This window comes from Klebsiella pneumoniae subsp. pneumoniae HS11286 (assembly GCF_000240185.1).
Classification (GTDB): domain Bacteria; phylum Pseudomonadota; class Gammaproteobacteria; order Enterobacterales; family Enterobacteriaceae; genus Klebsiella; species Klebsiella pneumoniae.
This window is the reverse complement of sequence record NC_016845.1, coordinates 4919331-4932741: the sequence shown is the minus strand read 5'-3', so window position 1 is coordinate 4932741 and position 13411 is coordinate 4919331. Positions and strand designations below refer to the sequence as shown.

The 13411-nt window shown below is 58.5% G+C and carries 13 protein-coding genes; 5 read left to right on the top strand and 8 right to left on the bottom strand.

Annotation, left to right across the window (positions count from 1 at the left end; genetic code table 11):
• Positions 1-56 precede the first annotated feature (56 nt).
• Positions 57-695, bottom strand: a complete 639-nt coding sequence (locus KPHS_49350) for a putative gluconate transporter periplasmic gluconate-binding protein (protein YP_005229235.1) — start codon at positions 693-695, stop codon at positions 57-59.
• Between the two features lie 122 nt (positions 696-817).
• Between KPHS_49350 and KPHS_49340 the strand changes: the two genes are divergently transcribed.
• Entirely contained in the window at positions 818-1543 is a 726-nt protein-coding gene (locus KPHS_49340; protein ID YP_005229234.1) for a biotin biosynthesis, reaction prior to pimeloyl CoA, read from the top strand.
• Between the two features lie 120 nt (positions 1544-1663).
• Complete coding sequence (locus tag KPHS_49330; RefSeq protein ID YP_005229233.1) at positions 1664-1933, top strand: DUF1471 domain-containing protein; 270 nt, start codon at positions 1664-1666, stop codon at positions 1931-1933.
• An 88-nt stretch (positions 1934-2021) separates the two neighbouring features.
• On the opposite strand, the gene KPHS_49320 is transcribed toward KPHS_49330, so the two are convergent.
• From KPHS_49320 to KPHS_49280, 5 genes are all read right to left on the bottom strand, one after another.
• Positions 2022-2261, bottom strand: a complete 240-nt coding sequence (locus KPHS_49320; protein ID YP_005229232.1) for a Putative Ferrous Iron Transport Protein C (Feoc) — start codon at positions 2259-2261, stop codon at positions 2022-2024.
• A gap of 9 nt (positions 2262-2270) precedes the next feature.
• On the bottom strand, positions 2271-4589 hold the full coding sequence (locus tag KPHS_49310) for a ferrous iron transport protein B (RefSeq protein YP_005229231.1): 2319 nt from the start codon (positions 4587-4589) through the stop codon (positions 2271-2273).
• Between the two features lie 28 nt (positions 4590-4617).
• Positions 4618-4755: a ferrous iron transport protein A gene (locus tag KPHS_49300; protein ID YP_005229230.1), complete on the bottom strand. Its 138-nt coding sequence runs from the start codon at positions 4753-4755 to the stop codon at positions 4618-4620.
• 502 nt (positions 4756-5257) lie between these two features.
• Positions 5258-7588 carry an RNA-binding transcriptional accessory protein gene (locus KPHS_49290; protein ID YP_005229229.1) on the bottom strand — a complete coding sequence of 777 codons (2331 nt, stop codon included), beginning with the start codon at positions 7586-7588 and terminating at the stop codon, positions 5258-5260.
• 100 nt (positions 7589-7688) lie between these two features.
• Complete coding sequence (locus KPHS_49280; RefSeq protein ID YP_005229228.1) at positions 7689-8162, bottom strand: transcription elongation factor GreB; 474 nt, start codon at positions 8160-8162, stop codon at positions 7689-7691.
• A gap of 227 nt (positions 8163-8389) precedes the next feature.
• On the opposite strand from KPHS_49280, the gene KPHS_49270 reads away from it, so the two are divergent.
• Positions 8390-9109 carry an osmolarity response regulator gene (locus KPHS_49270; protein YP_005229227.1) on the top strand — a complete coding sequence of 240 codons (720 nt, stop codon included), beginning with the start codon at positions 8390-8392 and terminating at the stop codon, positions 9107-9109.
• Positions 9106-10461 carry an osmolarity sensor protein gene (locus KPHS_49260; protein YP_005229226.1) on the top strand — a complete coding sequence of 452 codons (1356 nt, stop codon included), beginning with the start codon at positions 9106-9108 and terminating at the stop codon, positions 10459-10461. Before KPHS_49270 ends, KPHS_49260 begins: the two co-directional genes overlap by 4 nt.
• Before the next feature lie 77 nt (positions 10462-10538).
• On the opposite strand, the gene KPHS_49250 is transcribed toward KPHS_49260, so the two are convergent.
• On the bottom strand, positions 10539-12161 hold the full coding sequence (locus KPHS_49250; RefSeq protein ID YP_005229225.1) for a phosphoenolpyruvate carboxykinase: 1623 nt from the start codon (positions 12159-12161) through the stop codon (positions 10539-10541).
• A 47-nt stretch (positions 12162-12208) separates the two neighbouring features.
• On the opposite strand from KPHS_49250, the gene KPHS_49240 reads away from it, so the two are divergent.
• A complete protein-coding gene (locus KPHS_49240) occupies positions 12209-12370 on the top strand; it encodes a hypothetical protein (RefSeq protein YP_005229224.1) in 162 nt (53 codons plus the stop codon).
• Positions 12371-12521: 151 nt separating this feature from the next.
• Here KPHS_49240 and KPHS_49230 read toward each other — a convergent pair whose 3' ends face one another.
• A complete protein-coding gene (locus KPHS_49230) occupies positions 12522-13406 on the bottom strand; it encodes an Hsp33-like chaperonin (protein ID YP_005229223.1) in 885 nt (294 codons plus the stop codon).
• Positions 13407-13411 lie beyond the last annotated feature (5 nt).

Here is a 13411-nt window from a genome sequence, read left to right as displayed (position 1 = left end):
CGTTGGCCTAATAGTTGACTATTTTACTGGGTTATAATACGCCCATCAGCGGGGGTCTACAAGGTACGGCACAAACACCATACCTGAACCGTCGCGGCGCCGTTTCGCAAAAGCAGGCGGGATATCTCGGCGACGGTGCTGCCGGTCGTGACGACATCATCCACCAGAGCGATATGGAGTCCCTGCACGGCAAATTCAAGCTGAAAGGCATTTTTCAGGTTCTGCCTGCGCTGGCGGGCATTGAGCGAATGTTGGACGGCGCCCGCTCGCTGGCGAGTCAGGCCTTCGCGATGCCAGACGCATCCTCGCCAGCGGGCTAACGGTCGGCACAGTTCGTCGCACTGATTATAACCCCGGCGCCAGCGACGGCGATGCCATAGCGGCACGCCGACCAGAGCGTCTACTGGCGGCAAATCGTCACGCTGCAGAAGGCGCTGCAGCAGCAGACGCGCGAGGGCGGCCCCCAGCTCCGGGCGATGGTGAAACTTCAGCTGCTGCACCAGACCGCTCAGCGGCGGGCGATAGTCATTGACCGCCACCAGCCGATGCCAGGGAGGCGGCTTTTGCAGGCAGCGGCCGCAGGGGTGACGGGATGCCGCCGCCGGCAGGCCGCACTGCGGGCAGAGCGGGGGACAGGCGAGCAGGGCGCGGCTGCAGCGGGAGCAGATCCCCCAGCGGGCGACTGCCAGCGGCATTTGGCATAGCCAGCATAAGCTGTGTGCTGTTAGCATATTTGGCCTTCTGTCCAGTAAAAAGAGAACGGTAACGGATGAACGACATCTGGTGGCAAACAATCGGCGAAGGAGATTGTCATCTTGTGCTGCTGCACGGCTGGGGGCTGAACGCTCAGGTATGGGATTGCATCACGCCGCAGCTGGCTTCGCATTTTACCCTCCACCTGGTGGATCTGCCGGGCTATGGCCGCAGCGGCGGGTTTGGGGCGATGTCGCTGGAGGCGATGGCGCAGCGGGTGCTGGAGCAGGCCCCTCCACAGGCGGTGTGGCTGGGCTGGAGCCTGGGCGGGCTGGTGGCCAGCCAGGTCGCGATTATGCGTCCGGAACGCGTGCAGGCGCTGGTGATGGTTGCCTCTTCCCCCTGTTTCGCGGCTCGTGACGACTGGCCCGGCATCAAGCCCGAGGTGCTGGCCGGATTTCAGCAGCAGCTGAGCGACGATTTCCAGCGCACCGTCGAGCGATTCCTCGCCCTGCAAACCATGGGCACAGAGAGCGCGCGTCAGGATGCGCGGGCGTTAAAGCAGGCGGTGCTCTCGCTGCCGATGCCTTCCGCCGAGGCGCTGAATGGCGGACTGGAGATCCTCAGAACCGTCGATCTGCGTCAGGCGCTGGTCAGGCTGCCGATGCCGTTTCTGCGGCTGTATGGCCGGCTGGATGGACTGGTGCCGCGCAAGATCGTCCCGTTGCTGGATGACCTGTGGCCGGAAAGCGAGTCAATCCTCTTCGATAAGGCCGCGCATGCGCCGTTTGTTTCCCATCCCGCGGCCTTCTGCGAGCCGCTGCTGGCGCTGAAGACGCGGCTGGGGTAATTTTTTTTGCCGCGCCATGGTAAAAGGGCCATTCCTAGCAATACTTAGGTTGTTACGGTGGTTGATTATTTCAATCCGCCACCGTGACCTACAATAACAACCTTATGGAGAGTAGAGGCTATGAAACTTGTTACAGGAATGGTTGCATCTCTGGTGATAGGCACCCTCTCTTTCGGCGCATTCGCCGCGAAAGAGATCCAAAAAGAAGACGTGGCGAAGATGAATCTGACCAAGGTCGGTAGCATTACGACCTCCAGGACGACGTCGCCGATGGACGCCCGACGCGATCTGTCGAAAAAAGCCGATGAGCTGGGTGGGAAATACTTTGTGGTGATTGCCGGGCAGAAAAACGAAAAAACCGTACACGCGAACGCTGACGTTTATAAATAATCCAGTCATAAGAAAACGGGCCTGCTGGCCCGTTTTTCATAGCTGTCTTACTCGTTTTACCTCGTTGCGCGACCTGGCCTGACTCCTTTCATCGCAGCGCCCACCACTCCTGCCGGCACGCCGCTTTCCCTTCAGGGCAACTTTTACAGCTGCCGGAGAGGCAGCCCTCGCTCGTTTCGCTGATCCGGACCACCTTACCCATGGCTTCCATGCGCTCAAGCATGGCGTCAATCAGCGGCTGAGGCGTCTGCAGGCGAGCACTGAGCTGTTTCGCCTCCATGCGGCCCTGCAGGGCCAGCATATCGCGGACTTCCATTAACGACGCCACAGTCCCTCCTTAGTGGCAATCGCCAGCCGGGCTGGAACAGCAGGAGGCCGGCGTTTTTCGCGTGGCCAGCAGCGAGACGTCCACCCGGCTGCGCGCCCGGCGCAACAGGCCGAAGAGCACCACGTTGAACAACACTACCGCCAGGATACACACCAGACTGTAGCGCGGGTGATCGCTAAAGCTAACGGTCTGGTAATAGAGCGTCGAGAGCGAATAGGCGATATTCAGCCCCCACAGGATGGAGAAGGTCATCCAGCCGCGGCTTGATTCGCGGGCGATGGCGCCCATCACCGAGATGCAGGGAATATAGAGCAGGACGAAGATCAGGTAGCTGTATGCCGCCGCTGCGCTGCCAAATTTACTGCCCATCACCCCCATGGCGCCGGTGGCCATTTCGCCATCGCCTTTGCTGGCTTCGATGGGGTTGGCCAGGACGCTGAGGCTGAAGGTGTCTTTCAGTCCCTGCCATGTCTCATCGACGGCGGCGAGCAGTTCTTCGCCGAGACTGAAGGTCTGCGGATTGAATTCCTCATTCTGGATATCTTCGGCGGTATAGAGGGTGTTCAGCGTACCCACTACCACTTCTTTCGCCATCGCGCCGGTAAACAGGCCGACGGTGGCCTGCCAGTTATCTTCATGCACGCCGATCGGTTTAAACACCGGCGTAATGACCCGGCTCACCGAGGCCAGCGCGGAGTCGTTGATGTTGTCGACGACCTTACCGCTCAGTGAGAAGCTGTTCAGCGCGCTGAGGAAGATGCTGACGATGACGATCACCTTCCCGGCGCGCAGCACAAAGCCTTTCAGGCGCTGCCAGGTCTGGATAATCAGGCTCTTGATATGCGGGACGTGGTACACCGGCAGCTCCATCACGAACGGCGAGGCTTCGCCGCGCATAATGGTGTGCTTCAACATCAGGCCGGTGAGGATGGCCATCACAATGCCCAGCACATAGAGCGAGAAGACCGCCAGCGCGCCGTTCTGACCAAAGAAGGCGGCCGCGAAGACGGCGAAGATCGCCAGCCGCGCGCCGCAGGACATAAACGGCGCCATCATAATGGTCATCAGACGCTCGCGCGGCGCGTCAAGGGTGCGGGCGCCCATCACCGACGGCACGTTGCAGCCAAAACCGACAATCAGCGGGACGAAGGATTTCCCCGGCAGGCCGAGGGCTTGCATCAGGCGATCCATCACAAAGGCGGCGCGCGCCATGTAGCCGGAGTCCTCAAGGAAGGAGAGAAACAGATACATCATGCCGATCTGCGGCACCAGCGGCAGCACGGTGTTGATACCGCCGCCGATCCCCTGGGCGAGGAACACGGTCAGCCAGTCCGGGAAGTGCAGGGTGTAACCCAGCCATTGAATGCCATGCACAAAGATCGCGACCGAGCCGGCATCGAAAATCGGCTGCAGCGCGCCGCCGATGTTGATCGCCAGCAGGAACATCAAGTACATGACAAAGAGAAAAATCGGCAACCCGAGGAAGCGGTTGAGGATCACTTTGTCCATCGCGGCGGTGAAGCGGCTTGGTTCGGCGGTCAGGGTATTGCTGACGGCGTCGCAAATGGCGGCGATGGTCTGATAGCGCGCGTCAGCGATGTGCAGCGCCGGGTCGTCGATCTCGTCGCTGAGATTCGCCAGAGCGATATCCAGTTTATCGGCAGCGTCGCCGGCATAGGCCCGGCTGTAGATATCGCCCTCCAGCATCTGCAGACCCAGCCAGCGCCGCTGCCGGGTCGGGATCTGCGCTGACATCTGCTGCGCCAGCAGGTCAGCTTCGCGCAGCAGCGGCTGCGGATAGTGGACCAGCTCAAGATCGCTGTTCGCCTGATGACGGTCGAGGGCGATCTTCAGCGCTTCGATCCCCCGTCCGCGAGTCGATACCAGCGGAATGACCGGGCAACCGAGACGGGCGGCGAGGGCGTCGATATCGATCCGCACCTGCTGCTTTTCGGCGATATCCAGCATGTTCAGCGCGACGACGCAGGGGATCCCCAGCTCGAGCAGCTGCAGCGTCAGATAGAGGTTGCGCTCGAGGTTGGAGGCATCGACCACGTTAATCAGCATGTCGGCGTCGCCGCTCAGGATGTAGTGGCAGGCAATCTGCTCGTCCAGCGAGGTCTGCGAGGAGATGGTGGTCAGGGAGTAGGTTCCCGGGAGGTCGACCAGCGTGACCTGGTGGTCAGTGGTGGCGAAAATCCCCTCTTTACGCTCAACGGTCACCCCAGCCCAGTTGCCCACGCGCTGGCGAGCGCCGGTCAGCTGATTAAATAAGGTGGTCTTGCCGGAATTAGGATTACCAATTAAACCAACGGTTAATTTTTGCATATTTCAGACTCTTGTGCCGGGCCAGCCGTTATTGTGCAACCGCTTCCAGTTCGATTAAGGCGAGATCTTTTTTGCGTAATACCAGACTGACGCGTCGGGTTTCAATATGAACAGGATCGCCGAGCGGCGCCACGCGAACCACATGAAAAGAGGAACCGGGCAGCATGCCGAGGGAGAGCAGTTTCTGACGGTATGCTGGGCTAATATCGCGAGAAAAACCGGTAATTTTCCACGCACTATCAGGTGTGAATTGCATAGGGCCTACTTGTCTATCGCTAACCGAAGAAGAATTTTCCGGACGCCTGGAGGCAGTTGCGCCGGGGACCGTAGCCAACGAAAAAAGAAAAAACGTTCTGTAATCGATGATAATGAGAATGGTTTTTATCATCAATACATATGATGCGCTGCAGGCTATTTTTAAAGTGAAAATCACCTTTTTATTGATATGCCGCAAAGTCAGCCTGTAATCAAAAATGCGCGAAATATTATTTCGGCGATCTAATGTTTAATTAAGGTTTCTGAAGTTAACGAAATGAAAATATTAATTTCGCTGCCTTTCAGGCGTGGAATAAAAGCAGGTTATCAGAAACAACTGAAGCTGTTTTGCGCGTGATGGCGATGGCCTGGTCATGAAAAAAAACTGCCCCTGAAAAAGGGGCAGGGAGAGTTTAGCGTTTTTTACCCATCGCTGCGGCGAGGGCATCCATCATCGCGCTGTTGCCGGCAGGCTGCGCCTCGCGACCGCGGGGTTTGGCGGCTTTTGCGGCCGGGCGGTTACCCTGCGGGCGCTCCTGACCACCGCCGCGGCGGGCGTGGCTGTCGCCCGGCTGCTCGTCGAGACGCATGGTCAGGGCGATACGCTTACGCGGCAGATCGACTTCCATCACTTTGACCTTGACGATGTCGCCCGCTTTCACCACGGTGTGCGGATCCTCAACAAACCGGTCAGAAAGCGACGAAATGTGTACCAGTCCGTCCTGATGAACGCCGATATCAACAAACGCGCCGAAGTTGGTGACGTTGGTGACGGCACCTTCCAGAATCATTCCCGGCAGCAGGTCATTCATGGTCTCCACACCATCGGCGAACTTCGCGGTCTTAAACTCCGGACGCGGATCGCGGCCCGGTTTTTCCAGCTCTTTGATAATGTCGGTGACCGTCGGGACGCCAAACTTCTCATCGGTGAAGTCCACTGCCTTCAGGTGGCGCAGCGCACTGCTATTGCCCATCAGATCTTTTAGCGCCTGCTGGGTGGCGGCCAGAATACGTTCGACCACCGGGTAAGCTTCCGGGTGAACGGTGGAGGCATCCAGCGGGTTGTCGCCGTGGTTGATACGCAGGAAGCCCGCGCACTGTTCAAAGGCTTTCGGCCCCAGACGGCTGACTTTCAGCAGCTGCTGGCGGTTCTGGAACTGACCATTCTCGTCGCGCCAGGCGACGATGTTCTGCGCCATCATGCGGGTCAGGCCGGCGACGCGGGTCAGCAGCGGAACGGAGGCGGTGTTCAGGTCAACGCCGACGGCGTTCACACAGTCTTCCACCACCGCGTCCAGCTTACGCGCCAGCTGGGTCTGGCTGACATCGTGCTGATACTGGCCGACGCCAATGGATTTCGGGTCGATTTTCACCAGCTCGGCCAGGGGATCCTGCAGACGGCGGGCGATGGAGACCGCGCCGCGCAGCGACACGTCGAGGTCCGGGAACTCCTGCGCCGCCAGCTCGGAGGCGGAGTAAACGGAAGCCCCGGCTTCGCTGACGATCACCTTCTGGGCGGTGACCTTTGGGAACTGCTTCTGCACGTCGAGGAAGAAACGCTCGGTTTCACGCGAGGCGGTACCGTTGCCGATGGCCACCAGCTCAACGTTGTACTTCTCACACAGCGCGGCGACGGCGACGGCCGCTTTGGCGGCCTGGCCGGTGTGGGGATAGATGGTATCGGTAGCGACCAGTTTACCGGTGGCGTCGACGACGGCCACTTTCACCCCGGTGCGCAGGCCCGGATCGAGTCCCATGGTGGCGCGCAGCCCGGCGGGCGCGGCCATCAGCAGATCGTGCAGGTTGCGGGCGAAGACGTTGATTGCCTCGTCCTCCGCGCGTTCGCGCACGGTGCCCATCAGCTCGGTTTCGAGATGCATCAGGACTTTGATCCGCCAGGTCCAGCTGACGACGCCTTTACGCCAGCTGTCCGCCGGGGCGTTATTCAGGCGCAGGCCCAGGTGGTCGATAATAATTTGCTCGCCGTGGCTCTCTTTCGGCGGCTCGTCAAACTGCGGGTCAGCGTTTAAAGAGAGCTGCAGGACGCCTTCGTTGCGACCGCGGAACATCGCCAGCGCGCGATGCGACGGCACGGTGGCGATCGGTTCATGGTGATCGAAGTAGTCGCGGAATTTAGCGCCTTCCTCTTCTTTACCGCTGAAGACGGTGGAGACCAGGTGGGCGTTTTTCCACAGATAGTCACGGACCTTCGCCAGCAGCGCGGCGTCTTCGGCAAACCGCTCCATCAGAATATAGCGCGCGCCGTCCAGGGCCGCTTTGCTGTCGGCTACGCCCTTATCGGCATCAATATATTTTGCGGCCTCCGCTTCCGGATCGTGGGCCGGTTCGTTCCACAGCAGGTCAGCCAGCGGTTCGAGCCCGGCTTCGATAGCGATCTGCCCGCGTGTACGGCGCTTCGGCTTGTAGGGCAGGTAGAGATCTTCCAGTTCGGTTTTGCTGAGCGTGGTGTTGATGGCTTTTTCCAGCGCGTCGGTCAGTTTGCCCTGTTCAGCGATGGATTTGAGGATCGCCTGACGACGGTCTTCGAGTTCGCGCAGATAGCCGAGGCGAGTTTCCAGATTACGCAGCTGCGTGTCATCCAGACCGCCGGTGACTTCTTTACGATAACGTGCAATAAACGGCACGGTGTTCCCTTCATCAAGCAGGCGAACGGCAGCTTCTACCTGTTCGGCTCTGGCCTGAAGTTCACCCGCAATAATGCGGCAGAGCGAATCATTCATCATGGCTTTTAATTCATCTTTAGGGTCAAAAAACAGGGACTAGTTATACGGACTGACGGCTAAAAATACCAGCCGCGCCGGGCGTCTCTCGGAAAGTTCTTGTCTATTTAACGTATTCGATCTCGTTGACATACCAGCTGGCTTCGCCCGCCGGCGTGTTGACGATGGCCAGATCGCCAACCTCTTTTTTTAACAGTGCGCGCGCCATCGGCGAGTCGATGGAGATATAGTCTTTGCGGCCAAAAATTTCATCGTAACCGACGATGCGAAAGCGCTTGATATCGCCTTCATCGTTTTCAATCTCTACCCAGGCGCCGAAGAAGACTTTACCTTCCTGTTGCGGCGAGTAATCGACGATTTTCAACTGTTCCAGACATTTGGTCAGATAGCGGACCCGGCGATCGATCTCCCGCAGGCGCTTTTTGTTGTACTGGTAGTCCGCGTTCTCGCTGCGGTCGCCGAGACTGGCGGCCCAGGTCACCTTTTTGGTCACTTCCGGACGCTCCTGGCGCCACAGGTAGTCCATCTCCTGCTTCAGTTTTTCATATCCCTCGCGGGTGATCAGCGGCGTTTTCATCGTGAGTTCAACCTTCTGACTGTCTGTCGTTGCGCACAATTTGTAGCGCGTAATAATACCGACAGGATAAATACTGTGTCTTATGATTAAATGTATACTTAACCTGCTGTTAAATATGCTTTGTAACAATTTAGCCTGGAATATATACCAGATTTAGCTGGTGAGCGCGCCGGGCTTTTTTGAGAATACGCACTGACTATTGCAGTGAACCTTTGGGAGTACAAACAATGCAAGAGAATTATAAGATTCTGGTTGTGGATGACGACATGCGCCTGCGTGCGCTGCTCGAGCGTTATCTGACCGAGCAGGGCTTCCAGGTTCGTAGCGTGGCGAACGCCGAACAGATGGATCGTCTGTTAACCCGTGAATCCTTCCACCTGATGGTGCTGGATCTGATGCTGCCGGGCGAAGATGGTCTCTCTATCTGCCGTCGTCTGCGCAGCCAGAGTAACCCGATGCCGATCATTATGGTGACGGCGAAAGGCGAAGAGGTCGATCGGATCGTGGGTCTGGAGATCGGGGCTGACGACTATATTCCGAAGCCGTTTAACCCGCGCGAACTGCTGGCCCGCATCCGGGCGGTGCTGCGCCGCCAGGCGAACGAGCTGCCGGGCGCGCCGTCGCAGGAAGAGGCGGTTATCGCCTTTGGTAAATTCAAACTGAATTTAGGCACCCGCGAGATGTTCCGTGAAGACGAGCCGATGCCGTTGACCAGCGGCGAATTCGCGGTCCTGAAGGCGCTGGTGAGCCATCCCCGTGAGCCGCTGTCGCGCGATAAGCTGATGAACCTCGCCCGCGGCCGCGAATACTCTGCGATGGAGCGCTCCATCGACGTACAGATCTCCCGCCTGCGCCGCATGGTGGAAGAGGACCCGGCGCATCCGCGCTACATCCAGACCGTCTGGGGTCTGGGCTACGTCTTCGTCCCGGACGGTTCTAAGGCATGAAACGCGTGCGCTTTTCGCCGCGCAGCTCCTTTGCTCGCACACTGCTCCTGATCGTCACCTTGCTGTTCGTCAGCCTGGTGACGACCTATCTGGTGGTACTGAATTTCGCGATCCTGCCGAGTCTCCAGCAGTTTAATAAAGTGTTAGCCTACGAAGTGCGTATGCTGATGACCGACAAACTGCAGCTGGAGGATGGCACCCAGCTGGTGGTGCCCCCGGCGTTTCGTCGTGAAATTTATCGCGAGCTGGGGATTTCGCTCTATTCCAATGAAGCGGCGGAAGACGCAGGCCTGCGCTGGGCGCAGCATTATGAATTCTTAAGTCAGCAGATGGCCCATCAGCTTGGTGGCCCCACAGAGGTGCGGGTAGAGGTCAATAAAAGCTCCCCTGTGGTGTGGCTGAAGACCTGGCTGTCGCCCAATATCTGGGTGCGGGTGCCGCTGACCGAGATCCATCAGGGCGACTTCTCGCCGCTGTTCCGCTATACCCTGGCGATCATGCTGCTGGCGATAGGCGGCGCCTGGCTGTTTATTCGTATTCAGAACCGCCCGTTGGTGGATCTGGAGCACGCGGCGCTGCAGGTCGGGCGCGGCATTATTCCGCCGCCGCTGCGCGAGTATGGCGCCTCCGAAGTGCGTTCGGTGACGCGAGCCTTTAACCATATGGCGGCGGGCGTGAAGCAGTTGGCTGATGACCGTACGCTGCTGATGGCCGGGGTCAGTCATGATTTACGAACCCCGCTGACCCGCATTCGTCTGGCCACCGAGATGATGGGCGAGCAGGACGGCTATCTCGCGGAGTCGATCAACAAAGATATCGAAGAGTGCAACGCCATCATCGAGCAGTTTATCGACTATCTGCGCACCGGGCAGGAGATGCCGATGGAGCTGGCGGATCTGAATGCGGTGCTGGGGGAAGTGATCGCTGCGGAGAGTGGCTATGAGCGGGAAATCGCCACCGCCCTGCAGGCCGGCGAAATTCCGGTACGTATGCACCCGCTGTCTATCAAGCGCGCGCTGGCGAATATGGTGGTCAACGCGGCCCGCTATGGCAATGGCTGGATCAAGGTCAGCAGCGGCAGCGAAGCGAGCCGGGCCTGGTTCCAGGTAGAAGATGATGGACCGGGGATTAAACCTGAGCAGCGGGAGCACCTGTTTCAGCCGTTTGTACGCGGCGACAGTGCCCGCAGCACCAGCGGCACCGGGCTGGGGTTGGCGATTGTTCAGCGTATTATCGACAATCACAACGGCCGGCTGGAGATTGGCTCCAGCGAACGCGGCGGGTTACTGATCCGCGCCTGGCTGCCGGTGCACCGGATGCTGGCGCCGATGAAACCCGCCAGGGAGAGCTGATCGCGCCCGCGGTTAGCTGCTCAGGATGTTGCACAATAAAAAGCCGGGCAAGCCCGGCTTTTTCACCTTTGCGCCCGTTAGCGCTGCGGTCCTGCCGCCACCAGCGCGGCGCCCGCTGGCGTATCGGTATACTTCTCAAAATTCTCAATAAACAGCTTCGCCAGCTGGTCGGCTTTTTCCTGCCACTGCTCCGGGGAACCATAGGTGCTGCGCGGATCGAGGATGTGGGTATCCACGCCCGGGAGCGCCGTCGGGATCTGCAGGTTAAACATCGGCAGGGTAAAGGTCTCCGCGTTGTCCAGCGAGCCATTGAGGATGGCGTCGATGATCGCGCGGGTATCTTTAATCGAGATGCGCTTGCCGGTGCCGTTCCAGCCGGTATTGACCAGATAAGCCTGCGCGCCAGCCGCCTGCATGCGTTTGACCAGCACTTCGGCGTACTGCGTCGGGTGCAGCGACAGGAAGGCGGCGCCGAAGCAGGCGGAGAAGGTTGGCGTGGGTTCGGTTACGCCGCGCTCGGTGCCGGCCAGTTTGGCGGTAAACCCGGACAGGAAATGGTACTGCGTCTGGTCGGCGGTCAGGCGGGAGACCGGCGGCAGGACGCCGAACGCATCGGCCGTCAGGAAGATCACTTTGGTAGCGTGACCCGCTTTAGACACCGGCTTAACAATGTTGTCGATGTGGTCGATGGGGTAGGAGACGCGGGTATTTTCGGTCTTTGAACCGTCATCGAAATCGACCGTGCCGTCGGCGCGTACCACCACGTTTTCCAGCAGGGCGTTGCGGCGGATGGCGTGATAGATATCTGGCTCGGCCGCTTCAGAGAGCTTGATGGTCTTGGCGTAGCAGCCCCCTTCGAAGTTAAACACGCCGTCGTCATCCCAGCCATGTTCGTCATCGCCAATCAGGCGGCGTTTCGGGTCGGTGGAGAGGGTGGTTTTGCCGGTGCCTGAGAGGCCGAAGAAAATGGCGACATCGCCTTTCTCGCCGACGTTGGCTGAGCAGTGCATGGAGGCGATGCCCTTCAGCGGCAGCAGGTAGTTCATGATCGAGAACATCCCTTTCTTCATCTCGCCGCCGTACCAGGTGCCGCCGATCAACTGAATGCGCTCGGTGAGGTTGAAGGCGACGAAGTTTTCCGAATTGAGGCCCTGCTCTTTCCACTGCGGATTAGTGCATTTCGCGCCGTTCATCACGATGAAGTCGGGCTCGAATTCAGCCAGCTCTTCATCGCTCGGACGGATGAACATGTTTTTAACGAAGTGCGCCTGCCAGGCCACTTCGGTAATGAAACGTACGCTGAGACGGGTATCGGCGTTGGCGCCGCAGAAAGCGTCGACGATAAACAGGCGTTTACCGGACAGTTGCTGGGTCACCAGCCCTTTCAGATGCTGCCAGGTTTCCTGCGAAAGCGGCTTGTTGTCGTTTTTACCTTTGCCTTTATCGGACCACCAGACGGTGTCGCGGGTGGTGTCGTCGCGCACGAGATACTTATCTTTCGGAGAACGACCGGTAAAAATGCCCGTGTCGACGGCGATAGCACCCAGAGTGGTTAATACGCCACGTTCGTAGCCTTCCAGGTTCGGGTCGAGCTCTTCCTGAAACAACATGTCGTAGCTGGGGTTGTGGACGATATCCTGGACGTCATTGATACCATAAGCCTTGAGATCCTGCGGGGTTAAACCATGATTAACGCGCATGTCACTGCTCCTTAGCCAAGATGTACTGCTGTAAATTGTAGGGTTAATTGCCGGGTATTGACCGCGACCAGGCTCATAGATTTACGTATCTCGACATTCCTCAGAATGACGATAAAAACGGTGACTCCTGTCACGAAGTGGAGTGGATTATCTCAGGAAATGGACGGATGGTGGGGTTAGATGTTTCTCAATGGTTAAAAAGTAATTAAAAAAACTGCTGAAATGTGAATGTAATCGCTTTCCTGAAATTAAATTACGTAACTCTTTCAGGGAAAATCGATTCAACTCGCGAATAAATTAAAAGTCAGGCACAACGCGACAAACAACATTGCCGCCCTGTGCCTGAGAAAGATGCGGGGATTAATGAACCTGCGGATCGGCCGGAGAGGCGTTATTACGGATCTCGGCAATATCCATGGCATTGAAGATATAGTGGTTACCGCAGTAGTCGCAGTGCATATCAATTTCGCCTTCGTCGGCGAGGATGCTATCAATCTCTTCATCCGGCAGCGTCTTCAGCGCGCCGGCGCAGCGTTCGCGGGAGCAGGTGCACTTGAACTCCACGCTCTGCGGGTCGTAGACCGTGACTTCTTCTTCATGGTACAGACGCCACAGCACATCATTTGCCGGCAGGGTGAACAGCTCTTCCGCCTTAATGGTCTCGGTAAGCGTCGCCAGGTGCTCGAAGTCGGCAGTCTGGGCATCCTGCGCCGGCATCACCTGCAGCAGCATCCCGCCCGCCATCGGCTGGCCTTCATGATCGCCGGTGCGGATGATAAGGCGCGTCGGCAGCTGCTCTGAACGCTGGAAATAATCTTCCAGGCAGGCGGCCAGCGTATCGCCTTCCAGACCGACCACGCCCTGATAGCGCTCACCTTCTTCCGGAGAGATGGTAATGACCAGGTAGCCGTTGCCGACCATCGTTTTCAGATCCGCATCGTCCGCAATCTCGCCCTGCACGCGCGCGACGCCGCGCAGCTGCTGCTGGTTATTGCCGTTGATCACCGCCAGCTGTAAAGGGCCATCCCCCTGCAGCTGCACGGTAATGTCGCCGGCAAACTTCAGCGTCGCGGTCAGCAGACTGGTGGCGACCAACAGCTCCGCCAGCACCGTTTTGACCGGTTGGGGATAGGTGTGATTCGCCAGAATCTGTTCCAGGGTTTCCGACACCGTCACCAGCTCGCCGCGCACGGCATAGTTTTCAAACAGATAACGATGTAATTGATCGTGTTGAGTCATAATCATCTCTC